Origin of the sequence: Blastopirellula retiformator, assembly GCF_007859755.1 — a bacterium.
In the GTDB taxonomy this organism is placed as follows: Bacteria; Planctomycetota; Planctomycetia; order Pirellulales; family Pirellulaceae; genus Blastopirellula; species Blastopirellula retiformator.
The window spans coordinates 187,703-212,124 of the sequence record NZ_SJPF01000006.1; the positions used below are offsets into that span (position 1 = coordinate 187,703).

At 59.1% G+C, this 24,422-nt stretch carries 14 protein-coding genes; 6 read left to right on the top strand and 8 right to left on the bottom strand.

All coding sequences use genetic code 11. The annotated features are described in order from the left end of the window. Window positions 1-535 precede the first annotated feature (535 nt). Together Enr8_RS22690 and Enr8_RS22695 are read left to right on the top strand one after the other, a co-directional pair. Window positions 536-1,132, top strand: a complete 597-nt coding sequence (locus Enr8_RS22690; RefSeq protein ID WP_146436136.1) for a hypothetical protein — start codon at window positions 536-538, stop codon at window positions 1,130-1,132. A 274-nt stretch (window positions 1,133-1,406) separates the two neighbouring features. Beyond that, complete coding sequence (locus Enr8_RS22695; RefSeq protein ID WP_146436138.1) at window positions 1,407-1,763, top strand: ATP-dependent Clp protease adaptor ClpS; 357 nt, start codon at window positions 1,407-1,409, stop codon at window positions 1,761-1,763. A 27-nt stretch (window positions 1,764-1,790) separates the two neighbouring features. On the opposite strand, the gene aroA is transcribed toward Enr8_RS22695, so the two are convergent. From aroA to Enr8_RS22715, 4 genes are all read right to left on the bottom strand, one after another. Then, window positions 1,791-3,074: a 3-phosphoshikimate 1-carboxyvinyltransferase gene (gene aroA / locus Enr8_RS22700; protein WP_146436140.1), complete on the bottom strand. Its 1,284-nt coding sequence runs from the start codon at window positions 3,072-3,074 to the stop codon at window positions 1,791-1,793. A gap of 101 nt (window positions 3,075-3,175) precedes the next feature. Continuing rightward, a complete protein-coding gene (locus Enr8_RS22705; RefSeq protein WP_146436142.1) occupies window positions 3,176-4,948 on the bottom strand; it encodes a hypothetical protein in 1,773 nt (590 codons plus the stop codon). Then, entirely contained in the window at window positions 4,945-6,918 is a 1,974-nt protein-coding gene (locus tag Enr8_RS22710) for a multiheme c-type cytochrome (RefSeq protein WP_146436144.1), read from the bottom strand. The genes Enr8_RS22705 and Enr8_RS22710 overlap by 4 nt, the downstream gene beginning before the upstream one ends. Window positions 6,919-7,117: 199 nt before the next feature. Beyond that, window positions 7,118-9,682 carry a hypothetical protein gene (locus tag Enr8_RS22715; RefSeq protein WP_146436146.1) on the bottom strand — a complete coding sequence of 855 codons (2,565 nt, stop codon included), beginning with the start codon at window positions 9,680-9,682 and terminating at the stop codon, window positions 7,118-7,120. Between the two features lie 429 nt (window positions 9,683-10,111). Here Enr8_RS22715 and Enr8_RS22720 point away from each other — a divergent pair, with 429 nt between their 5' ends. Further along, window positions 10,112-16,285: an alpha-2-macroglobulin family protein gene (locus tag Enr8_RS22720; RefSeq protein ID WP_246120216.1), complete on the top strand. Its 6,174-nt coding sequence runs from the start codon at window positions 10,112-10,114 to the stop codon at window positions 16,283-16,285. 564 nt (window positions 16,286-16,849) lie between these two features. On the opposite strand, the gene Enr8_RS22725 is transcribed toward Enr8_RS22720, so the two are convergent. Next, window positions 16,850-17,347: a hypothetical protein gene (locus Enr8_RS22725; RefSeq protein WP_146436148.1), complete on the bottom strand. Its 498-nt coding sequence runs from the start codon at window positions 17,345-17,347 to the stop codon at window positions 16,850-16,852. Window positions 17,348-17,817: 470 nt separating this feature from the next. Then, a complete protein-coding gene (locus Enr8_RS22730; RefSeq protein WP_146435957.1) occupies window positions 17,818-18,945 on the bottom strand; it encodes an ISAs1 family transposase in 1,128 nt (375 codons plus the stop codon). Between the two features lie 95 nt (window positions 18,946-19,040). Between Enr8_RS22730 and Enr8_RS22735 the strand changes: the two genes are divergently transcribed. The 3 genes from Enr8_RS22735 (at window position 19,041) to Enr8_RS22745 (ending at window position 20,591) form a co-directional block, all read left to right on the top strand. Beyond that, window positions 19,041-19,436: a hypothetical protein gene (locus Enr8_RS22735; protein WP_146436150.1), complete on the top strand. Its 396-nt coding sequence runs from the start codon at window positions 19,041-19,043 to the stop codon at window positions 19,434-19,436. Between the two features lie 56 nt (window positions 19,437-19,492). After that, window positions 19,493-19,879, top strand: coding sequence for a hypothetical protein (locus Enr8_RS22740; protein ID WP_146436152.1), 387 nt, complete (start codon window positions 19,493-19,495; stop codon window positions 19,877-19,879). A gap of 190 nt (window positions 19,880-20,069) precedes the next feature. After that, entirely contained in the window at window positions 20,070-20,591 is a 522-nt protein-coding gene (locus Enr8_RS22745; RefSeq protein ID WP_146436155.1) for a hypothetical protein, read from the top strand. 36 nt (window positions 20,592-20,627) lie between these two features. On the opposite strand, the gene Enr8_RS22750 is transcribed toward Enr8_RS22745, so the two are convergent. After that, window positions 20,628-21,152, bottom strand: a complete 525-nt coding sequence (locus Enr8_RS22750) for an SMI1/KNR4 family protein (protein ID WP_146436157.1) — start codon at window positions 21,150-21,152, stop codon at window positions 20,628-20,630. A gap of 1,645 nt (window positions 21,153-22,797) precedes the next feature. After that, the gene (locus Enr8_RS22755) at window positions 22,798-24,060 is read right to left on the bottom strand and encodes a glycosyltransferase (RefSeq protein WP_186767815.1); all 1,263 of its coding nucleotides are present in this window, start codon (window positions 24,058-24,060) and stop codon (window positions 22,798-22,800) included. Window positions 24,061-24,422 lie beyond the last annotated feature (362 nt).

Consider the following 24,422-nt stretch of genomic DNA (forward strand, 5'->3'; position numbering starts at 1 on the left):
GTGGCATGCTCTTACGGCGTCTTCGACGGAAGAGCATGTCTTGGTCCCGCGAGAACGCATCAAAGACATGCTCATCCCGCAAAGACGCGGGAAGAGCATACCACCAAGTGCCTGGAACCTGGCCGATTACCATTACCCAAACGCATGACGCTGGCGACGGCGAAAATCGACCATGCTTCGAAAGCATGACAGCGGCCCGGCTGGGTTTGGACCTGACCAGGCTGATTGATGCGCGAAACCGGCATCCGGGAATCTTTTGGGACTATTTTCAACAAAATTGGCCGCTGAAACGGGGACACACCCCGCGATGAGAAAACTGGGCGTGCTTAAAAGTTGTGCAACTCGACCACTGCCCAAAAAAGTGGCGCGACTGCCGCCAAACTGTGCATGCATTGCCAGTAGCTGTAAGTGCTTGCAGTGCAATCATTTCGATGCTGCTCTTGACTCGATGGCAAGGATTCTGGGATACCCTTTACCGTCGCGTTCACGGTGAAGGACTGAACGCCAATTTCCAATCGAAAGGAAGGAGCCCGAAATGCCCGATTTCCACCAACACGGCAGCACGTTCGCCAACCCGAACCAGCCGCAACCCGGTTATGCCCCGAACAACCCGTACGCCGCCACGCCGCAGCGTCTGAACCAGCCGACCCCGACATCGACTCCGATGTCGACCTCGCCGCTGGCCCAGACCCCGAGCACGCCGACCACCACCGGTGCGAGCACCGCTGTCGGTACGATGGCGCCGCAAGCGTCGGTCGCCGAGAAGAAGCAGGAAGCCCTGCGGGTCGCTCGCGACCTGTTCCGCCAGTCGCCGGACTGGGTCACCTTCTTTCGCGAGATCCTCGGCGTCGAAGGTGTGGTCCGTCGTTTGTTCAACGTGCCGGAACAGCTGAACGACTTTGAGAAGTGCGAAGAGTACGGCGAGATCCAACTGATGATCGCCAAGCTGCGTGAACGGACCAGCGTCCAGGCCGAATCGAAAGAACCGACCCGCGTGATCACCGTTCGCCTGCCGAAGAGCCTGCACGAGTCGCTCCGGGTCGAAGCCCACACGCGTCGCACCAGCATGAACAAGCTCTGCATCTCCAAGTTGCTTCAGGTCGTCGACGACTCGATGATTCCGAACGACTAAACCTGTTCGTCGCTTCCGATCGATCGCTTGCGAACGCCACGGGCGGCGATTTATTGGCATGGACGCCAGCCGAGTTTTTGATCGGAAACCAAGACGAACGGGCTCTGCACCTTTCGGGAATAACTCGCGCCAGCGGCGGACAAGTCGGTCCGCTGCGGCGCGATTTCCTGTCGGCGGCGCCACCAATGGCGGAAAAAATTTGACAAACCGGTTTCCCCCGCGATAACCAAAGGGATCGATCTTTGTCCCCAGAGAGGGTGGGAGAAACAAACAGATGTCCAAACACGATGCGGCGGTCGTCGACGCGCCGACGACGCAATCCGATACCAAGACCGATACTCGCGACCAGACGAAGCGTCAGCCGCCGTACGCGGTGATCTTGCATAACGACGACATCAACACGTTCGACTTCGTGATTGAGACGCTCCGCAAGGTCTTCGGGTACGAGATCGAGAAGTGCATCCAACTGATGCTGAACGTTCATAACAACGGGCGCGGCCCCATTTGGAGCGGCGCCCTCGAGGTTGCCGAACTGAAGGCGGACCAGATTCGCTCGCGCGGCGCTGACCCGCAGATGAAGACCCGCGGCGCGTTGCCGCTGCGGGTGACGCTCGAACCGCTCCCTCAGTAGGGCGGCGATTGAAGAATCGCGCCGGCGCTATTGGAAGTTGACGCCGGCCAGCCGCGCAAGATCCGCGAAGTAGTGCGGGTAGGTCTTGTTGGTGCACGTGGGGTTCAAAATCACGACGCCCGGCTGACGCAATCCGACCAGGGCCAGGCTCATCGCCATCCGATGGTCGTTGTACGTTTCGATCTCGGCGCCTTGCAGCTTGCCGGGGATGATCGTCAGGCCGTCCTCCAGCTCTTCGACGATGGCGCCCAGCTTTCGTAGCTCTCGCGCCAAGTCGCCAATTCGGTCGGTCTCTTTGTGGCGATTGTGGGCGACGCCGGTCACAGTGGTCGGCCCATCGGCAAACAAGGCGACCGCGGCTAGCGTCTGGACGGTATCGCTGATGGCGTTCATGTCGATGCAGATGCCATGCACGCGACTGCCGATCACTTTAATCGAGTTCTCCCCGTATTCGACCTGGCAGCCCATCTGCTCAAGACACTCGCAGAACGCGACGTCTCCTTGCAGCGCTTCGCGCGAAAGCCCTTCGACCGTGACGCTGCCGCCGGTGATCGCCGCAGCGCCCCAAAAGTAACTGGCGGCCGACGCGTCAGGCTCAATCGCGTACTCGCGGCCTTGGTACTTGCCCGGGGGGATGACCAGCTTCGTCAAATCGCCGGCGTCGACCGTCACGCCAAAGTCGCTCATGATGGCGGCCGTCATCTGCACGTACGGCTTTGAGACCAACTCGCCCACCACTTCCAGCGTTACGCCGCTCGCCGCATAGGGCGCGGCCATCATCAGGCCGCTCAGGTACTGGCTGCTGATGTCGCCGGCGATCTTGGCGGCGCCGCCGACCAGACCGGTCGTTTCGACCACCACCGGCGGACAGCCGTTGCCGGTTTCGCTGCGGCAGGTCACTCCCAGCCGCGAAAGGGTATCGAGCAAGTCCTTGATCGGCCGCTCTCGCATCCGGGGAATGCCATCGAGCCGGTACTTCCCGTCGCCGGTGGCGACCATCGCGGTGAGAAAGCGAATCGTGGTGCCGCTGTTGGCGACAAACAGATCGGCTTCGCGGGCAGGAATCGCTCCCCCCGTACCGGCGACGCGAATTACCTTCGCATGCGAATCATGCTGCACTTCGATTCCCAACTGCCGGAGGCTGTCGATCATCACGTGCGTATCTTCGCTCTCTAGCGCGCCAGTCAGCACCGAATCCCCTTCGGCCAGGGCCGCGATGACCAGGGCCCGATTCGTCAGGCTCTTCGATCCGGGAGGCAGGATCGAACCGAGAATCGGCGGAGCGGGGGAAATTTCAATTCGGCTGGTCACTGGCACATCTCAATCAGGGCGAAATTAGGGGTCTCCTCTATCGTAGCTCAAAAGCGGCTCTTCGACTTGGGGGAGAGGCGACCAGATTTCGCCGGCAACGACTAGAAAATGATGGTCTCGGAGATCGAAATGCCGTCGCGGCGATAGATCTCGGTCTCGGAGAAGTTGATCACGCCCAGCGCCTCAAAAAAGCTCCGCTCGCTCGTCTTCCGCAAGTAGCGGAGCCCGAAACCCCAGACCGGATCGCCGGTCGGCGCCTCGAAGGCGATTTCGGGAATGATCGACTCATCCTCGTGATGGCGGAAATATTGCACGCCGAGCGCGACGCCGGCGTTCGGCCCGACTTGCCGTCCCGAGGCAATCTGCACCAGCGGGTCGACCTCAAACGCGGTGCGCAAACGGTTGTAGTTGCCGCCGCCGGCCGGGTTCCAACCGTCTCGGGCATAAAACGCGTTGCAGTAGTAAACGCAATGATCGATGCCGAGCACTTCGTGATCAAAGTAGCGGGTCAGGTTGCTTTCCAGCACGAACAGCTGTCCCTCGCCGATGCCTGCCTGGTCGCCGAACTTGAACATCGCCCGGCCGGTCAGCGTGACCGGTCCATAAAACTTGGTGCGGCTATAAGCGAGGAACTGTTGATTGCGGCCGGGGGCGTCGGGCGCGTTGAGCGACAAGGCGCTAAACTCGTGGAATACCCGGTTGTAGTCGGCCGAGACATTGACGCCGAACAAACCGGAGTCGGGATCGGCCGTGTTGTTGACGTCGGTCGCCGCGTAAATTCCTTGGACGTTGATGTTGCTGATGTTGCCAAGCAAGGTCGTGTTCTTGTTGACGACGACTCCCAGCATCTCGTCATTCATCAACAGCCCATTGTGCAGCGCGAACGGAAACCGCCCGGCGGTGACAAAGATGTCGCGGACGGCGAACGGACTGAAGTACCCGCCAAACATGCTGGCGAGTTCTCCTTCAAACCAATACCGCGTCGGTTCGCCGGTCGAGTTGTCGATATAGCCGGCCGGATCATTGAAGCGATAGTACGAACCGCCGGTGTTCCCTTTACCGATCGGACGAAACTGCAGGTGAAAGCGCTCGGTCCCGGTCAGTTGCAAATCGAAGTCGGCGATCAACTGATGACCGATCCCGTCTTGTCGGTTGGTTCCTTGGCGATACGCCAGGGCGACAACCTCGTAGCTGCCGTAACCGACGAACCGCGGCTCCCAGTTGTTGTAGCCGCGGAACCAGGTCAGATCCCACACCTTGATCGGATCATTGCCGAGGAACTGCGCGAAGTAAGTCAGCGGCAGCGGCGCAACAAAGTTCTCCGGCAACCGCAGGTACTCGTAGTGATCGTCGTCCGCTTCGGTCGGCCAGCCGAGATGATCCCCTTCCGGACAGTAGAGATACGAACCGCCATGGTTCCACAGCTCTTCTTCTAGCGGCGGCAGTTCGATATCGTCAGTCGGGTCAGGCGTATCGATCGACTCCGGCAGCGGCGGAATCGACGTGTGGAAAAACTCATCGGCCGGCGGCAACAGCGCTTCGGTCGGCTTCTTGGGATTGGGCGCAAACATCGCCACGTCGGTCCGAGCTCGATAGTTGCTGGGCGCATCGAGATGAACCGGAGGCAGCAAACGAACCGGGGCGCTGTTCGCGAAGTCGTTTGCCGGCTGCTCCACTTCCCAGTGCCGCGTCTGCTGGGAACGGCTCAGCGATTCGCTCTGGCGACCACGCACCGGATTGATCGGGTTCGCCTTTTCGACCGCCCAACCAGGCAGCGGCGCCGGAACTTGCGCAAACGCATCGCTCGCTAGCGGCGACATGCCAGCTGCGGCCAATAGCGCGGCAATCCACTTTCGACTCCAACCAGTGCTCACGGAGTCACCTCGATCACGCCATTCCACGAATCGATGACGACAATCTCCAGCAGATGCTTTAGATGCGGCGTACCGATGTGATCCAGCAGCGTGGGAGGAAGGTGGCGGAAGTTCAAACGGACGTCGACCGTGTAGACGCCGGGGCATGGCGGCACAAACTTGTAGGTCTGACCCCGGGTCGCCAGCGGCGGCAAGCTTCCCTTGGCGATCCGGAACGTGCCGGGACGACCAAACGACGCCGACAAACCGTTGTTCGGACGCAGCACGTTCAGCGGCAGGATGTTGCGATTGACCGATAACACGACCGTCCGATCGGTCCCCTTGTTCGACAGGGCGACAAACTTGTTCTGGAAGTTGAGCAAGTCGCGGTCGTAAGGAATCTCGCCGGTCAGCACCTGGTGGCTATGGTCATCACGCAGGTCGGCGTTCTTGTCCAAGTCGCCGGAAGCGAAGACGACGCGTCCTTGTTGATCATGGACCGTGATCGCGACCCAGACCTGACGCTCGGCGGTGAAGCCGGTCGGCAGACTGTGCCCCGCCATGATGCTTTCGACATCAACGCGCACCGCCGTCTTCTTGCCAACTTCGGCACACTGCGGCGAATCGACATGGATCACCGCGGCGTTCTTCAGCACTTCGTACCGCTTGGCGTCGGCGATCTCCAGCGAGCGACGATTCTTCTTTCGCAGCGCCGTCAACGATTCTTTCTGGTACGGCGTCAGGTTGTTCCAGTCGCGGTAGTCGGTTTCGTACATCCAGTCGAGCTTCTCCGGAAACTCCGTATCCGGCAGCAGCGAATAGTCAGGCCCCGCGAACGTATGATCGGTCAGGTGACGCAGCGGCAGGTGCGGGTCTTTGACCCCGGGCAAGATCGCCGCAAAGCCGAGCGGACGATCGCAGTCAGCGATCGGCTTGCCTTGGACCGGCCCCATGTGACACGACTGGCAGGTCTGTCCCATCTTGGCGGCCGGGCTGTTTTGCCATTCGCTGAACGCCTCTTCCAGGCGAACGCCGTCGGCGCTGGTCACGTCATGGCACTCGCCGCAGAACTGCGACGACTTCATGTAAGGGAAATCGCCCGAGGGATGCGTCCCGGTCGTCGGTCCGGTCGGCGAATCGTCAAACGGACCAAACATGCAGGTATCGAGCAGACCGCCCGGCTGTACCGGCACGCGGCCCGACGCTTTGTAATGCACGGTGCTGCGGCGATGGCAGGTGATACAGGTCACCCCTTCCAGCGAAACCCGCGAGCGATGGACGTTGCGGGTGCTGCCGGTTTCGCCCAGGGCAATACCGATCGGCGTATGGCAACGGGTGCAGAAGGTGCCGATGGTGCCGCCGGTCCGTTCGATCAGCGTCAGCGTAAACGCTTCAAAGATCGGGCTCTGCTGCCCGTAGGCGTGCATCGACCGCGACCATTCGTCGTACTGCTTGGGATGGCATTCTTTGCACTGCTGAGCGCTGGGGAAATCCATCTCGGTGATCGGCGGCTTGCAGTGCACCGGCAGCGTGAACTCAAGGGCGCCATTGGTGATCCAGCGATTGATGATTTCCAACTGCCCGGCGGCGAGCCATTCGAGCTTCTCCGGCGGCATCTCCGGAGTGCGGGGAGCGAGCGCTTTGGGATTCTGGTGCACGTTCCAGTTGACGTACTCCCACAGCATCGAATCTTTCGGCTTGCCGGGCACAATCAGCTTCTGCCCGTACATCTCGGCGTCGATCATCGCCTGGTAGCTGGAGAGGTCAATCCGTTCCGTATTGGGACGATGACAGGCGGCGCATTTGTTCTGCAGAATCAGATAGACGTCAGGCCAATCCGGATCATACGGATAGTTTCCTGGCGTTACCAAATGAGGCACCGCGACCGCTTCCGGCTGTCCGGGAACGATGAGTGAAAGTACGGCGATCGTACCAACTAGCGCCGTCACCAGCGCAAACGCGCGGCGGCTTTGTGCAACCCGTTGCAACATCTCGAGAATCCGTCCCTTGAAGTTCCATCCGTGAAGGGGCGTCCGGTGGATAGGACACACGCAATCACTAGGAATTTTCGGCGGATTTCCGCTGCGAATTCTCCCAAAGCGAGGGGAGTGTTGCGACGCTTGCAGTAGGTTCGACTCGTCTAATCGGACCAAGCCGTTAAAGCTGCACAGCCGCGCTTCAAGTCAATCGTTATAAAGAATTTTGCAGTTCGGCGATCTGATCGCTCAGTTGCTTGTTGCGGGCCTTTTTCGCCGCAGTTTCCGCCACCTTGGCGACGGCCAGCGCGTCATCACGACGTCCCGCCTTCGCTAATTCGGGGGCCAGCGTCAACGCATATTGAGCGACGCTCTCTTGCTGCTTCGAGCTCTCGCTAGCAGACGCTAGCTGAAACGACTTCAGATTCCATTCTAGCGGGTCGATCTCGAATCGCTTGGCCCAGGCGTCGACAATCTCATCACACAGCGACAGTTGATCTCCCTTGGCCGCTTCGGCCAGGGCGTAGCGGAACGTGACGAACTGCAGTTCGGTCTCACCGTCGAGCGATTTGCCGGCGCTGAGCAGCTTCTTCGCCAGTTCGGTATGATCGCTAGAACGCTTGGCGCTGGCGAACTGCGCCGCCCACTTGCCTTGGAACTCGGCGGTCGCCTCCATCAGGGAGTCGTCGGCCGGAACGGGGACTTGCACCAGCAGATCGTCCGCCAGGTTGTAGTTGTCGTCGACGATTTTCGGCAGATCGCCCAGATCGGCGCCGGCCAACTTCGCCTCGCTCCACATCGCGACGGCCCGCTCCGTCCCTCCGTCCGGAGCGACAAACAGGAACGAACCGCAAACCACCTTCGCGTTACCCTCGTCGCCAGACAGGTTCTCTTTGGCGAAGTGCATCGCCAACCCGGCTGGCATATCGCTCAAGGTGTAGCGTTTGTTCTCGCCATTGACCCGCAGCACCAGGTAGTCGGCCCGGTTCTCGACGATTCGCGCCACCGTCGAACCGACCGTCAGATCGGTGTCGGCCGTCAGACCGGCGATCTCATCGCTGACCGCTTGCCAGAACCGCTGGATGTTGTCGGTCAACTCTTGCAGTCGGGCTAACTTTTCCTGATGTTCCGGCAATGTCGCCAACAGACTGGCGTTGTTCAACATCCGCTGAGCATCTTTCGGTCGACGCTCGGAGAGCGCTTGCTTGGCGGCGGTCAGCGTCTGTCCCAACTCAACGGCGATCGACTTATCATCGACGGCCAGCGAATCGACCGATGGGAGGGCCATCCCCGGAGGCGTCATCCCTGGAGGCGTCGTCATCATCGGCTCCGGCGTCATGCCGGTCGGAGGAGTCGTCGAGGTCATCTCCGGCTCGTCGGTCATCGCGACGGTCGTTGACGCCGGTCGCTGCGTGGGGGCGTACCGCTTCTTTTCATCCGCCAGGGCGACGTAGCTCGAAATGTCGGCGCCTTGCGCGGCCGCTTCTTTCCAGACGTTCATCGCGTGGTCGGGATCGGCGATCTCGGAGAAGAGCAGGAACGAGCCCTCAACCAGCTTCTTTTTCGCGTCGTCGCCTGGCAGCCCATACAGCGCCAGTGCGCGGCGAAGACCTTCCGGCAGGTTCTCCAGTTCGTAAGATTTCGACTGCCCGGCGACTCGCAGAACCAAGTGAGTATCAGTCTTCGAGGCGACCGAGAACTCGGTCGTGCCGACCTGCAGTTGCTCGCCACCTTGCAGTTTGGCCAGCGACAAATCGACCGCCCTGTGGAAGGCGACCAGATCCTTCGCCAGTTGATCGACGCGTTTGAATTCGGCTTCGCCCTCCTCGGTCTTGGTCAACTTGGCGACGCCGGCCATGGTCGTTTGGGCGGCATGATAGTCGCCGGCGTCCAACTGTCCCCAGGCGGTTTTGATCGCGGATCGCAGCTGCGATTCTTCGGCGGGGGTCGCTTTCGGCTTGGCGGGCGGTTTCGGCTTCGGCATTTCTCCCATCTGGTCCATCCGCTCTTTCGGATCGCCCAGACCGGGAATTGAGCCTGCCAGTTCGTCCGCGGTGGGGCGTTTATCCGACAGGAACTTCCGCTCTTTCTTCTTCTTTTCGGTCGGCTTCTGGTCAACTTCCGGCTCGTCGATCGTCGGCGCCGGCTCGACCGGATCATCCTGGGCCACCTTTTCCGGCGTTTGCGTCGATTGCCAGTAGATGTAGCCGCCGCCGGCGGCCGCTGCGAGGGCCAAGACGGTCAGCGCTGAGGCCCAGAAGGCGCCCGAGCCACGCTTGGCCCGCGATTTAGCTCGTTTGGCGCTCGAAGCGCCGCTATTTCCAACCGCGACTGCCGGTTCGGCGGCGCCAGAAGCTGCGGCCGGCGGAGTCGGCATCGCCGGACCTGCCGGCTGCCCTCCCCCCTGTGGAGCCAGGTAGGCTGGATTGGCGCCATATTGGGGCGCGGCGTAGGGAGCGCCCCCTTGCTGGGCTCCACCATATTGGGCCCCGCCGTATTGGGCGTAGAATTGTTGTAGCTGCTGGTCGTAGATCGCCTTTTGCCCCGGGTCTTGCAGACAGGCGCGAGCGGCGGTGATTTCTTGCAGAATCTGCTGCCGAGACGCTTCTTCGGCGCCCCCATGCTGCGTCTGGACCCGCAAGAACGCCTGTTCGCCCCCGGCGGCGATCGCTTGTGGATCGGTCTCGTAGGTCCGTAAACCGAGCAGCGCGTAGTAGTCAGGACGTCCGTAAACGGAGAGCCCGAGCCAGCGATAGTACGGATTGTTCGGATCGGTCATGACGGCAAATCATCTATTGGGTAGGCGGGAATCGGGGAGCGAGTCGGCGTCACGACGGGGAGTGCCTCTTCTCCGTTAGACGACGCTGGTCAGCATTTCGTTTTCTGCCGACCTCCCCCCTGTCCTCCGGGGTGGTCGGATTTATCCAACTTTATCATATTCGGCGGCGCCATTTCCTCGCAAAAGCATACGGCGAGGACAAGACGACTATTTCTTTTTTGCCAAAGTATCTTCGTTGGTTTCGCACAAACTTTTCTATAAAACTGCCATAATCCACTTTACCGCCTTTCCCCGGGCTGACGAGGCCGCCAGTTCGCAATCAAAGTTTTCAGAAAACTATCCGGCCAGCTAAGTCGTCATGGTTGTTGATTGGCAGAATGCGGAGCAATCGGGCGCCATCCGCAAGTGACTAAGCATCAGGTTAGGAATATGAACAAGAGATTCGCCGTAAGGTTTCGCTTTGTCGAGTTTGCACTGGTACTGGCTGTCGTCGGCGTCATCGGCGCCATGCTGGCCGGACAATTAGGAACGCTCGCCGTGCAGAACCAACCAACCGACTTTGCGCAGCTCGACAAACTCTATCGGCAAGGCAACTACAAAGAAGCCTACGAGCAAGGTCGCCCGCTGTTTCTAAACGCGGATAGTAGTCCTGACGAGATTCGCACGCATCTCTACCAGATGACCAGCGCCCTGCAGCAACTGGCCCGCGTCGAAGAGCAAGCTGACTTTCTCGAAGAAGTGGTCGCCGCTCATCCCGAAAAGTGGCAGGTGCTGGCTGGCGTCGCCGCGCAATATCAAAACATTCAACACTACGGCCAGATGATCGACAACAAGTTTGTCCGCGGCGCCCGTCGCAATCGCGGCCAATGGACCAACAGCATCGAGCGAGATCGCGTCCGTGCGTTGCAGTTGTACGAACAAGCGCTGCCGCTGGTCGCCAAAGAAAACAAAAAGGGACAAGTCGCCAACTTCTATAACGAACTTGCCCAGTTTGTGATGAATGGTCGCGGCGGCGGCCAGGCCTGGCGTTTGCAATACCTGACGGCGACCAACGAGCTGCCCGACTACGAAGAAGGCTATGGTCGCGGCGCCCCGACGCAGGGCGCGCCGGTCGACGCCGACGGCAAGCCAATCTACTACAGCGAACCGAAGTCATGGCAAGAGGCGACCAACGACGGCGAGCGTTGGCGGTGGGCCCTGGCGATGATGGTCGAAAATCAACCGAACATGAAGGGGAACGCGCTGCATCAACGGGCCAGCTTCGCCTCTTCGCAATTTGGCGTGCAAACGCTACAGCAGTTCGGCTTTTTCCCCCGCGGCGGTCAACAGCAAGACGACGACGCCGATACCGGCACGTTCGCCCTGCACACGCTGAAAGAAAATGAAACGATCGCTCGCCTGGCCAATGGGATCCAACGTTTCGAGATCCCCGACGAATTCAATCACATCGCGCTGTTCAAGGAAATCTTGAGCGCCAAAGACGACGGCTATGTCGAAGCGAGCTACAGCCATCTCGCGAACAACTTTGAGAACCGTCGCCAATATCCCCGCGCTGCGCAGCTCTGGCGCGATGCGATCGAAAAATTTGGTCCCGGCAACAACAGCTATCGCCAGCGGCAGCTCGATCAAATCATCGGCAACTGGGGACAGTTCCAAGGGGGCGAAGTCGCCGCCGCCGGACAAGGCGCCCAGCTGCAGTACCTCTTCCGCAACGGCAAGAAGGTCAGCCTGACCGCGTCGCCGATCGACGTCAACAAATTGCTGGCCGACGTGAAGAGCTATCTGAAGTCAGGCCCCAACCGGGTCGAATACCAACGGATGAACATCCAGGACCTTGGTTCGCGGATCATTCATCAAGATGGGGGCAAGTACGTCGGCAAACCGATCGCCGAGTGGAGCGTCGACCTGGCCCCGCGTGAGAATCATTTCGACAAGCGAGTGACGATCGCCGCCCCGCTGCAAAACGCCGGCGCCTACCTAGTCAAGGCGCAGATGGAAGATGGCAACCAGGTCAGCATCGTCGTCTGGATCGCCGACTCGGTCATCCTCGCCAAGCAATTGGATCAGGCGAAGCTCTACTACGTCGCCGATGCGGTGACCGGCAAAGCGCTGCCCGGCGTCAACGTCGAGTTCTTCGGCTATCGCCAAGACAACATTCGCGGCACGAACCGCTTTAACGTCACCACCAAAAACTTCGCCGCCAACACCGACGCCAACGGTCAGATCACGATCGACAAGTCGAAGGTCGACGACCGGATGCAGTGGATCGTCATGGCCCGGCCAGAAGGGCACGGTCTGGCCTACATGGGCTTTGACGGCATCTGGTTCGGCCAGCGTCACGATGCCGAGTACAACGCCACCAAAGCGTTTCTGATCACCGATCGCCCCGTCTATCGTCCCGACCAGACCGCCAACTTCAAGTTCTGGCTCGGCCACGCTCAGTACGACAAAGAAGGCCCGAGTCCGTTCGCCAATCGCCAGTTCCGCGTGCAGATCAACGATCCGCAAGGGGAAAAGGTGTATGAGAAGCACCTGACCACCGACGAGTTCGGCGGCATGGTCGGCGAGTTCCCGATTCCGGCCGACGCCAAGCTCGGCTCGTATCAGATTTACACCGATCATGGCGGCGGCTCGTTCCGCGTCGAGGAGTACAAGAAGCCGGAATACGAAGTCAAAGTCGACGCCCCGACCGAACCGGTCATGCTGGGCGAGAAGATCGAAGCGACCATTACCGCCAAGTACTTCTTCGGCGCCCCGGTCACCAACGCGACCGTGAAGTACAAGATCACCCGTTCCGACTATCGCCAAGATTGGTATCCAATCGCCCCGTGGGACTGGTTCTACGGCAAGGGCTATTGGTGGTTCGCGTATGACTACGACTGGTATCCTGGCTACCGCAACTGGGTCGGTTGCACGCGGCCCTATCCGTTCTGGTTCCCCTTCCCGCGAAATCCACCAGAGCTGGTCGCCGAACAGGAAGTCGAAATCGGCGCTGACGGAACCGTCAAGGTCGAGATCGATACCGAATTGGCCAAAGCGATTCACGCCGACAAGGATCACAAGTACTCGATCACCGCCGAAGTGCGTGACGAGTCGCGCCGCACCATCGTCGGCAGCGGCGATGTGCTGGTCGCCCGCGAGCCGTTCAAGGTCTTTACCTGGCTCGATCGCGGTTACTACCAAGTCGGCGATACGATCCAGGCCAACATCAAAGCCCAAACGCTCGACGGCAAACCGGTCTCTGGCCCGGCCGAGCTAGTCCTTTACAAGATCACCTACGACGAAAATCGGAAGCCGATCGAAACCAAGGTGCAAACCTGGAATCAAGAGGTCGGCCCCGAAGGTTTGAGCAGCCTGCAGATCGAAGCCTCGGCTGCCGGACAATATCGTTTGTCGGCCAAGGTGACCGATTCTAAAGAACATGAGATCGAAGGCGCCTTCATCTTCACCGTGATCGGCGCCGGCTTCACCGGCAGCGACTACCGCTTCAACCACTTGGAGTTGATTCCGGACAAGAAGGACTATCAGCCGGGCGACACCGTCAAGCTGCAGGTCAACACCGATCGTCCCGGCGCCACCGTGCTGCTCTTCGTTCGCCCGACCAACGGCGTCTATCTGCCGCCGCAGCGTTTGCAATTGGCCGGCAAGAGCCAGGTGGTCGATATCGCCGTCGTCAAGAAAGACATGCCGAACTTCTTTGTCGAAGCGGTTACCGTCTATGACGGCGCCGTCTACCAAGAGACGAAGGAGATTGTCGTGCCGCCCGAAAAGAGGATCATCAACGTCGCGGTCGATCCTTCCTCAAAGGAGTACAAGCCCGGCGAAGAGGCGACCGTCAAGATCAAGCTGACTGACGATACCGGCGAACCGTTCATCGGTTCGACCGTGATCTCGATCTACGACAAGGCGGTCGAGTACATCTCCGGCGGCTCGAACGTCGGCGACATTCGCGAGTTCTTCTGGAAATGGCGCCGCCATCACCACCCGTCGACCAGCGACAGCCTTTCCAAAGCGTCCTACAACCTCAATCCGCCTGACAAACCAGGCATGGGCTTCCTTGGGGTCTTTGGCCATAGCGTCGCCGACGAACTCTCAGACGACTCCGGCATGGATAAGCAGATGATAGCCGAAGGGATGGCCATGGGGGGTGGACGTGCCATGCCGATGGCGGCCGGCGCTCCCGGCATGATGATGGCCCGCGGCGCGATGGCGAAGTCATCGAACCTGTTCGCCGCGGACGCCGTCGCCGAACTGGAAGCGGCGCCGGCCGGCGGAGAAGCGCAGCAACAAGCCGCGCCCAACGTCGAGCCGTCGGTCCGCACTAACTTTGCCGACACCGCCCTGTGGGTTGGCGCCCTGACGACCAACAAACAAGGGGAAGCCGAAGTCTCCTTGAAAATGCCCGAAAACCTGACCACCTGGAAGGTCAAGTCGTGGGCGATGGGAGACGGTACCCGCGTCGGATCGGGTGAGGCCGAGGTGGTTACCACCAAAAACCTGCTGATCCGTCTTCAGGCGCCGCGTTTCTTCGTCCAGACCGACGAAGTGGTCCTGTCGGCCAATGTTCACAACTACCTGAAAAACGCCAAGGCGGTGCAAGTTTCGCTCGAAACGCCCGGCGGCTTGCTCGACCATCTTGATCCGTCCGAGCAGACGATCAAGATCGAAGCCGGCGGCGAACAGCGCGTCGATTGGCGGGTAAAGGTTCTCTCGGAAGGAACCGCCGTCATTCGCATGAAAGCGCTGACCGACGAAGAGTCGGACGCCATGGAGATGAGCTTCCCGGTCAAGGTCCATGGCCTGCTGAAGACCGAATCGTGGGCCGGCACGGTTCAGCCGGAAGTCGACAACGCCTCGCTCACGGTCACCGTGCCGCAGCAACGTCGCGTCGACGACAGCCGCCTGGTGGTTCGCTACACGCCGACTTTGGCCGGCGCCATGGTCGACGCGTTGCCCTATATGGTCGACTACCCGTACGGCTGTACTGAGCAAACGCTCAACCGCTTCCTGCCGACGGTGATCACGCAGAAAGTGCTGCTCGATATGCAGCTTGATCTGAAGTCGATTCAGGAGAAACGCAACAACCTGAACGCCCAAGAGCTGGGCGATCCGGCCGAGCGTGCCGCCCAGTGGAAACGTTTCGAGCGGAACCCGGTCTTCGAGATGGAGACCGTTCGCAAGATGGTGACCGACGGGGTGCAGCGTCTGACCGACATGCAAAACTCCGATGGCGGCTGGGGCTGGTTCTCCGGCTACAACGAACGGAGCTACCCGCACACCACCGGCGTGGTCGTGCATGGTTTGCAAGTCGCCCAGGCCAACGATGTGGCGATTGTGCCCAACGTGCTAAACAGCGGTTTGGATTGGCTCACCAGCTACCAGGCGGCCGAAGTCACGAAGCTGCAAAACGCCGACGGCGACAAGAAACCGCGTAAGCAGAAGGCCGACAACACCGACGCCTTCGTCTACATGATCCTGGTCGACGCCGGTCGAGAAAACCGCGCCATGCGTGATTTCCTCTATCGCGATCGAACCAGCCTGTCGGTCTACGCCAAGGCGATGTACGCCCTCGGTCTGCACAAGATGCAGGACGCCGACAAGCTGGCGATGCTCGAGCGGAACCTCCAGCAGTACCTGGTGACCGATCTCGAAAACGAAACTGCCTACCTGAAGATGCCGGAAGACAACTACTGGTGGAACTGGTACGGCGATCCGATCGAGGCCAACGCCTACTACCTGAAGCTGCTGACCAAGACCGATCCCAACGGCAAGACCGCTCCCCGAATGGTCAAGTACTTGCTCAACAACCGCAAGCACGCGACCTACTGGAAGTCGACCCGCGACACTTCGCTCTGCATCGAAGTGATGGCCGACTACCTCCGGGCGACCGGCGAACTGAAGCCGGAGATGACGGTCGAAATTTGGGTCGACGGCCAGAAGAAGGAAACGACCGAGTTCACCAAAGAGAACCTGTTCACGGTCGACAACACCTTTGAACTCGTCGGCAAGAACGTCACCGGCGGCGATCACAAGATCGAGATCCGCCGCCAAGGGGAAGGCGCCGTCTACTTCAACGCCTACCTGACCAACTTCACGCTGGAAGACTTCATCACCAAGGCCGGGCTCGAAGTCAAAGTCCAGCGACGCTTCTACAAGCTCGTGCCGGAAGAAAAAGAAGTCAAAGTCGCCGGCGACCGTGGTCAGGCGATCGACCAAAAGGTCGAGAAGTACCGCCGCGAACCGCTCGAAACGGGCGCCCAGCTCGTCAGCGGCGACCTGGTCGAAATCGAACTCGTGCTGGAGTCGAAAAACGACTACGAGTACGTCATGTTCGAGGACCAAAAAGCGGCCGGCTTCGAAGCGGTCGACCTCCGCAGCGGCTACGACGGCAACAGCCTCGGCGCCTACAAAGAACTCCGCGACGACCGCGTCACGTTCTTCGTCCGCCAACTACCCCGCGGCCGCCACAGTTTGACCTACAAACTACGAGCCGAAATCCCCGGCAAGTTCAGCGCCCTCCCGGCAATCGCCGAAGCGATGTACGCACCGGAACTGGTCGGGAACTCGGATGAGATGAAGATCTCGATTGTGGATCAAGAGTAGATCGAGATCAGCGTGAGCTTCACGCAATTAGATAAACCTAGGTCGCGGCGGAGGGCTTTGCTCTCCGCCGCGTTTTTTTGTAGGGCGGAAAGGGGTGGCACTGTCGTCCGCGACAGTGCTCTTCTTTGAATCAAGTTAGTGGACCAACCCTTCGGGAGATCGGGAACGAAAATTCTCTTTGACTTCCAAACAATCCTCCAATAGCTTGTCAAACATGAACCAAGTAGTTGTAGGTCAGGCCTCGGCCTGACGAACCTGCGAACCAACAATCGCCCCACCATTCGCACGGCCTTGCAAAGCATAGCGTTTCACCATTGGACAACCGGCGCATGCGCATCGTCAGGCCAAGGCCTGACCTGCCAGGCTGTCGCAGACGACAGTGGCACCCGAAAAGCGAAGCCGAAAACAGTGCCACCCGGCCGACAACGGCGATACGTGGCAGTTGGAGGAATGTCATGTTACTGATCGCGTGCTGATTGCTGTTGAGGTTTGATTGGCTACTCGCTATCGACGGTAAATCGTCTGACTTCAGGCGTAGCCCGCCGGTCGGCATGCCTAATGCCGTCAACTCTCCTTGGCGTCGACATTCGCAATAAACTGCTCCATCGCCTCGGACCATTTGTCGACTGGTGTGGGCTCGTCAATAAATGCCAGCAGTTCATCAAGGTATCGGTAATCGCAAAACTCGGCCGCCTGCCGTAGATCCGCATCCGGCACATCCGATTCGGCGATTTGACGCATCAAGTCGGTGAGCAATCCCTGCGCCGTTTTGGAGACGATTTCTATGTCGGGTTCATCATGCCAACCATACCCAAAAACCAACGTCGAATCACGCACCAAAACCAAGGTTTGATCGGCATTGGAAGACCACAAAGGGTAGGCCACATCGAATTCGTCAGACACATAGCACGTCCAACTTCCCTGCACCTCTTCAACCCAATACCGAAAGCAATCTGGCCGCTCTCTGGCAAACACGAATTCCGTAAACCGCGGCTCCAGCGACAATTCGGCAGCAATCTCACGGGTGAACGGCTTTACTTTGGGATGATTGAGATCTTGCAATTGACGTACTCAGACGATTGGAGGACCGGAGACTTCTTGCCAGGCGGCAGAGCTACAAGACAGCACAGTATTGCATCGCTCGTGGGAAGTCAAAAGAATAGCACGAAGGCAATTGCCGGAACGCGCTTCGATGCCGACCGCGTCAATCTAGCTGGGAAAGCGCACTGTCGCAGATAACCGTGCCGCCCGGCGATCTCAAAAGCGACTAGATTCTAAGCCTGCAATTCTCGCAACTCCACATAGCTCCTCGAAAACCGGTTCCCAATGCCTGCAGCGACGATCTTGCGTGAACGCCCGACCGCTAGCGTTCGTGAAATCCAGTTCCATGCGACCGAAAATTGTCTCTGGGTCATGTTTGAGGACGAAGAATACACGCAGTGGTGCGGTATTTTCGGCGCAGGCACACAGCGTTACGAGGGGAAGATCATTGAATTGTCGGAGGGTGAATTTCACGGCGATCGCACCATAAATCACGTCGCCAGCAACACTTCCAGCAGATAGGCGTCGTTCCGCCCCGCTTTTAGCCGCTTGTTCTTCACGCCCACCTTGGCCGTTTTGTTGTTCTTCAAGAGGCTCAAACTCGTTCTTCGCAGCAGGCTGAAGTTGATGTCGGCGTTTCCTTTTCGGATGCGGCTTTGGTCCTCGCCGAACGTTACGTCGAGTTGCCAATGCAAACTGTTCTCGATGCTCCAGTGACCGCGGACCGCTTCGGCGAAGCGTTTGCCCGTGAGGTATTTGCTAACGATATAGTAGCGGACGTCGCTTGTCTCTTTGCCGTTTTGCTTGACGATGTTGATCGTCATGCCGATCGCTTTCAACTTCTTCCACTTGCTCGCGTACGGAAAATCATCTGCGTCGATCGGGCAGAGATAATAGTAGCGCGACTCTTCGCGGCCATGCCCTTTCTCGTGCGTTTCGTGACGATGGACTTTCAGCTTCTTGAAGTCGACTTCCATCGCGGCGACGAAGTGATCGCGAATTGCCTGATGCAAGTAACGCTGATTTCCTTTGATCGCCAGGCAATAATCGCCGCCTGCGTCGACGATCTTTGCAGCGATCTCCTTTTGACAGCCCATCGCGTCGATCGTCACCAAACAGCCGGAAACCTCGATGATTTCGAGCAATTTCGGAATCGCCGTGATCTCATTACTCTTCGCGTCGGTCGCTACCTGACCCAGGCTCACATGATTAGCGGTCGCCCAGGCGCTGACCATGTGAATCGCCGCCTTGCTGCTGGCGGCGTCGAAACTGCGCCGCAACGTCTTGCCGTCGATCGCGATGATTTGTCCGTCGGTAATGTCCTGCAGCGCCGTGATCCAACTCAGCAAACACTTCTCCAACTCGGCCGGCTTGAGCGCGCCCAGAATCGCGTTGAATCGATCGTGCGAAGGGACGCCGCTGCTCATGTCGAGAAACTTCGAAAGCCACTCCTTCTTATCCTCCGCCCAATCGGCGATGGCGACAAAATCGTCCGCCCCGCCGAGCACCGCGCAGAGCGACATCGTGACGATGTTGACCAGCGGATAAGTCACCTTCCGCGTGCGCGGATCGGTCAGGTCGGCAAAGTGCTGTTGAATCGAAGCGGCCGAAGAAGACATGCGGAAGACCTCCCTGCAAAGCGAACGCCTGGCGGCGAAACGGACGTCGCGAAATCGCCAAGACGTATTTGCCGGATTATCGCAGATTGCCCATCATGGCGCAATCGCCGTGGGGTGAATTTGCGATTCTAGTCGCAGGCAAGCTTTACCGCGTCAACGCAAATAGCAAACAACTCGCTTTCGCTTCCGAACAAGACGACTTAACGGACGTCATCTATGCGCCCGATAGCGATCTTCTAATCGGGTGCGACTACACCACGCTCTATGTATTTGCCCCTCAAGGACTCAAGTGGAAATCAGAACGCGTCTCGTGGGATGGGATCGAGTTGGTCGATGTCAAGGAAAGTACGGTCAGCGGTTTTGTTCTCGATTTGTTCAACGATGTTGAAGGAGAAATAATGGCCCCAGCACAAAAAGTTCCCTTTCTGCTCTTCCTGGACGAATTGCACTTTGAATCGGAGATCGACGGGAGTTGGTTTAACGCCGATTAAGATTCAGGCGTTCTATCAGCATAACCTCGGTCGAGCCCCAGCTCTTGAATTTGGCGATGTCGAAAGTTCTGGGGCATGACCCATCGAATGCAACTAAGTTAAGCAAACCAGAAATGTCGTTTTCCGAATCGATGCGACTTGCGCTTGAGCAAGAGTTCGGCAAGGGCCAAGTCGTTGTAAACGAGCTTCGTGATGATTCAGGCGTTGTCGTCGTGCTGCCCATGCGCGATGATGGAAAGTCGAACGCTCAAATTCGCAATGCATCCGGAGAAGTTCGCTGCGAAATTGAAATCCCTGCAAGCTTCCGTGGCGGCAACGGGTTTGCGGACGCCTATTATGTGAACGGAGAGCTCACGGCAATATTCGTTCGCCCGGGGCGCGACTTCGCCTTCATCGTGGATGAGCAAACGGGGCGAATTCTTAAGTGTTACGAAACCAGGTAGCAACCGCTTGGCGCCACTGCCCAGAGACAGTGCTCTTCCGGCACTCGTTTATAGGTTGTCCAGGCTTTAATGGGTAGAAACGGCCGTTAGTGATAACAACGAAGACACTGGCTAAGGCCAGTGGCGCCCGTCCGCCCGGCCAATACCCGCACTCATCCCAGCAAAACCAACACAGCGCAGAGAGATCCTGATGGAACCTTCCTTTCGCCAATGGCTGATTGACCGCGATGAACCTGCTATCGACGACGCCTTCTTTGACGACGAGTGTCCTCATTTCTTTGCCGTGGACTGGCGTGAAGACCCTGCAGATTTCGTGCAGGCCTGTGGCGACTGCCTAGATGGCGCCGACGTCCGCGCCGATTGGCAAGGAGATCTGCTGTTGATAATTCGCGATGGTAACGAGACGACTGTCTCACTGATGGACGACGACGGCGATCAAGACCTCGCCATTCGCACCTTAAATGAGGCGCTTCAGCCCGACTACGAAATCCGGCTGCTGGCTTGCTCTCACGGAAGCGATACGGCAGGCTTCGCCGTGCTGCCGACTGCCGATTGGGAATCGCTGGACTCCGAACTATCGCAAGCGGTCAACGAGAACTTCGTCGCACTGGCGGCACTCCCCAACCTATTCACCGAAATGACGGAAGAGCACCTCCCGGAAGCGGCCCGCCTACGTTTTGAACGGATGATGGAACGCAATCGGCAACGGTAACTGCCTTGCGTTCGCCGATGTGAGGGAGTCCTAGCATCACGGTTGTCCTAGCTTATTTGCGATAAGTTCCGAGAACGAGTCGGCCAGCTTTACCGCTTCGTCATACCCAAGGTTGCAAGCATTGGCGAACAGCACGGGATAGTCTCCATCAATCGGATCGTCTCGCATGTCAAGCAAATAGAACGTTCCCCCGCCATCAAAACCGATGGGAGCGGATAAAGGCATCCAATGAGGAATGCTGTAGAAGAGCATGTACTGGCGAACTTGATTCGTAGTGAACAATGGATCGAAATCTCGATTGTCGCCTGAGAATGATCCACCGTTGGAATATTGCAAAAACGCTAGGTACGACTCGGGCAAGCGTCGATTAGGAAGCGGCCAGATTGCTGGGTTGAACGGAGGATCGAAGCTGCCTTCGCCCACGATGGCCCGATGTTCCGCATGCAACTCTTCGAGCTCTTGTGCGGTGAGTGGTGCGAATACGCTTTCGACGAACGCCGCTATCTCCGCATCGGTGGCGGGCGATTCTGGTTTGGCATTTAATCCTGGCGGCCACTGCATCGTGAGTCTCTGCGGTAAGAAGACTTAGAAAAGACGCCCAGGCCCCGTGACCACCACTTTGCGTGGCCATGCTTGTGTCGTCAAGTCAGGCAAGTTCTTTTTCCTATGGAATCGGTTGGCAACGTCTGGTTGGCATACCGATGGCAAGCCGCATTCATGGCTATGCAAGGCCGTGACCACGGTCCCCGCTTTACGCTTTCCGCTTTCCGCTGTAAGTCGTCCTCGACATTCGTCATTCCCACCATCCCCTCTTTTTGCTTGCCTGATTGCCTCGAATCCTGGTATAAATATGTCCAGGCATGCCGTGGGTTAACGCCTGCGCGTGAAATGCATGAATTTGCCTTTCACCGACCCCGTGGAGACGGGGAGTGATCTTGCCGCCGGGTGACTTTGCTCCTGGGCTGTTACGCCTGAGATCGTGGAGAGGAGCAAACGTAAGCCTGACGAAGGGACCAGTCGCCTGCGATTTTCGCGGGCAGTTACTGGCTGGGTCTTCGTTGACGGATACTTGCGCGTCGTTTTTGAGGACGTTGTTTGTTTCGGCGTACGCGCGGTGCGAGCGGGACGCGTTTGGCAGGCGTTTCTCTTGGAAAACGCCGGGCGAAACGAAAGGTCTGTGTTAGGAAGAGGTTGCGACGATTTCCGCCGGACGGCGAACCAGGGAGCAGAAAAAAAAGTGTGCGATCCAGTCCACTACGATTTAAAAAAGCGAAACGGTCCGGTCCAGTCGAAAACGATCGTAGCCCGAGTGCGCTAGGCCCCAGGAATGCGGCCGTTATGCTCCCGTGGTGCGAAGAAAAAACGAAATCGTCCAGTCCAGTCCGCAGCCCCAAGGGGGCAATCCAAAGTAGCCCGGGGTGGAGTCGTGGAAAGCGACGCAGCCCCGGGTCAGGAATCCGATTGAAAACGAAAGCCCTGAAGGGGGGCGCTAACGAGCGATGTACATGGTTTAAAAAAAACGGAATGGTCCGGTCCAGTTGGTCCGGAGTTCCGCAAAGCATGATCGAGGGGCCGTTTAGATCGCCCCCGTGGGGCTCACGCTTTGGTCGATGGACAAAACCCAGCGCTACGTCGCCTGCCGGCGACTTCGCACTGGGCTGCTTTAGCGGCGCCCCTTTGGGGCAGAGGAAAAAAAGAAACGGTCCGGTCCGGTCCCACACAGTTCAGCCCTGGAGGGGCGCCCTAACCTAGCCTGGGGCGAAGTTGCCCATCGGGCGACGTAGCCCCAGGAGTGTGCGCCTCGATGGTCGAAAGCCCCGGAGGGGCGATCCAAGAAAGAAGAACGGTCCAGTCCAGCGTCAACGATTGATTTTGCGAATCGGTCCTGGGGCTACGTCGCGTGGCGCGACTTCGCCCCAGGCTAGGTTGCGACGGCCCTCCGGGCCTGGGAGATTGGCGGCGATTGGGATTGGCGACGTTTGATGAGGCGCCAACCGAATGGTAAGGCATTTTATCGCTGCGCGACCCGCACGGGGATGCCGGACGAGCCGCTCTGGGTTTGAAAAAACGAAACAGTCCGGTCCAGTGTTGGCGGTTCGCGCGAACAGGGGTCAGGTCGCGTTTTCGCAGGCGTGGTTTTTCGTGGTGGAGCGGTTGGCGGCGAAAACGAGACCAGGCCCCGTTTCGCGAGTCACGTCTGGTTTGCTCATTCGGCCAGCGCCACCGTTTCCTCCAATTCGATGCCGTTCCCGATCGCTCGCTCAATAATATCGGCCGCCATTTGCGGACCGTTTAGGCAACTCATTTCGTCTCGCAGCTCGCCGGCTCGATGGCGAAACTTGGGATCCTTGAGAATCGTCATCAGGCCTTGGCGAATTCGCTTGGCCGAGGCCTTTCCCAGTCCCAACACGAGCCCGGCGCCGAGATGTTCGACGCGTCTGGCGACGCCGGGTTGGTCGTTGGTGATCGGCAGGCAGAGCATCGGCAAGCCGCGGGCGAGCGTCTCGAGCGTGGTGTTAAGGCCGGCGTGCGTGATGACGGCCAACGCCTTGTCGAGCAGTTGTAGTTGCGGCGCGTAGGGGACGACGATGACGTTATCGGGAATCGGAACATCCAACTTCGCGTTGGCGCTGCCGAGGGCAAGCACCATTTGTACATCCATACCGCGGGCCGACTCGGCGATCGCGGCGTAGACATGGCGGAGTTTGTTTTGCAGCGTCCCCAGCGAAGCGTAGACCAGCGGCCGGTCGTCGAGTCGATCCCACGGGAAGTCGACCTGGCTGTCTCGGCCTGTCGTGTGCCAAGGAGCGGTGTAGTGGAAGTGAGCAGGCCGCGGATGGTTGGGAAAATCGAAGCAGGCTGGCTGCTGCGCGATCATCGCCCTGCCCCACTGCTGATCGAGCTCGGTCAGCATCAGCGGACGAATAGCGCCGGGGCCGCTGGCCCCGGCCAGGCGATCGAACAGCGTACAGACCAGCCGATTGGCCAAGCCGTTTTTGAGTCGAGCGAGCAGCCCGGTTCGATAAGGCCAGTTCATCGGCGGCGGCGGAACCGAGCCGTGGAAGTGCCCCGCCAGGGCGTTGCAGACGACGACGTAGGGAATCTGTTGTTCTTCCGCGACCACGGCGCCGGCCGGGGCGACCTGGTCGACGACAAGCGCCTCGATCTGGCGCTGCTCGATGATTTCAGGCAGCTCGTCGCGAGTCGCCATCGAACTCCATTGAACCATTTTGCCGGTGTGCTTCATCGCGGCCAGGCCCGACAGCTCGCCCAGCTTGTCCCACCCGGCGTTGATCTGGGCCAAGTCGGCCAGCGGCGCCCAGGCCAAACCGGCTCGCGCGGCAAAAGGCTGGACTCGCGACGAACCAAGCAAGGTCACCCGATGACCTCGCCGAAGAAGCTCAGCCCCCAGGGTGGTCATGGGATTGAGATGACCATGCAGTTCCAGCGTCAACATTCCGTAATGCATACCGGCAAACGCTCCGTTCCGAGAGACTTGGACGATCGCCGACAGAGCCAATTCAGGGTTTGCCCTGCCGCCAATCTCTGCGAAGCGGGAAAGATTGCCGGATGCTACATGGAATTTATCAAGGACGCGAGAAATAGAGTGATATTCATGAAGGGGTTCCATCGCGAGGTTGCTCTGCGAATAATTCGATCGACCGAACAATCTTTCGATCAAATCACGCCGCAGATCGCTGGCGTCGGCGCTACCTTCGCGCGAACCCCACCGCCCCAGGCGCCCTCCGAATAGCAGGCACGCAGTTTCGCCGTCCCGTGATTGGGATTCACCAAAACTTCAAGCCGGCTTCGCTGGGAGTGGTGGGTGGT

Excerpts from the sequence above, each read along its gene's own strand:
- Enr8_RS22690 (WP_146436136.1), top strand. The coding sequence starts at position 536 with ATGCCCGATTTCCACCAACACGGCAGCACGTTCGCCAACCCGAACCAG.
- Enr8_RS22695 (WP_146436138.1), top strand. The coding sequence starts at position 1,407 with ATGTCCAAACACGATGCGGCGGTCGTCGACGCGCCGACGACGCAATCC.
- Enr8_RS22710 (WP_146436144.1), bottom strand. The coding sequence starts at position 6,918 with ATGTTGCAACGGGTTGCACAAAGCCGCCGCGCGTTTGCGCTGGTGACG.
- Enr8_RS22715 (WP_146436146.1), bottom strand. The coding sequence starts at position 9,682 with ATGACCGATCCGAACAATCCGTACTATCGCTGGCTCGGGCTCTCCGTT.
- Enr8_RS22720 (WP_246120216.1), top strand. The coding sequence starts at position 10,112 with ATGAACAAGAGATTCGCCGTAAGGTTTCGCTTTGTCGAGTTTGCACTG.
- Enr8_RS22730 (WP_146435957.1), bottom strand. The coding sequence starts at position 18,945 with ATGTCTTCTTCGGCCGCTTCGATTCAACAGCACTTTGCCGACCTGACC.
- Enr8_RS22735 (WP_146436150.1), top strand. The coding sequence starts at position 19,041 with ATGGCGCAATCGCCGTGGGGTGAATTTGCGATTCTAGTCGCAGGCAAG.
- Enr8_RS22740 (WP_146436152.1), top strand. The coding sequence starts at position 19,493 with ATGTCGAAAGTTCTGGGGCATGACCCATCGAATGCAACTAAGTTAAGC.
- Enr8_RS22745 (WP_146436155.1), top strand. The coding sequence starts at position 20,070 with ATGGAACCTTCCTTTCGCCAATGGCTGATTGACCGCGATGAACCTGCT.
- Enr8_RS22750 (WP_146436157.1), bottom strand. The coding sequence starts at position 21,152 with ATGCAGTGGCCGCCAGGATTAAATGCCAAACCAGAATCGCCCGCCACC.
- Enr8_RS22755 (WP_186767815.1), bottom strand. The coding sequence starts at position 24,060 with ATGCATTACGGAATGTTGACGCTGGAACTGCATGGTCATCTCAATCCC.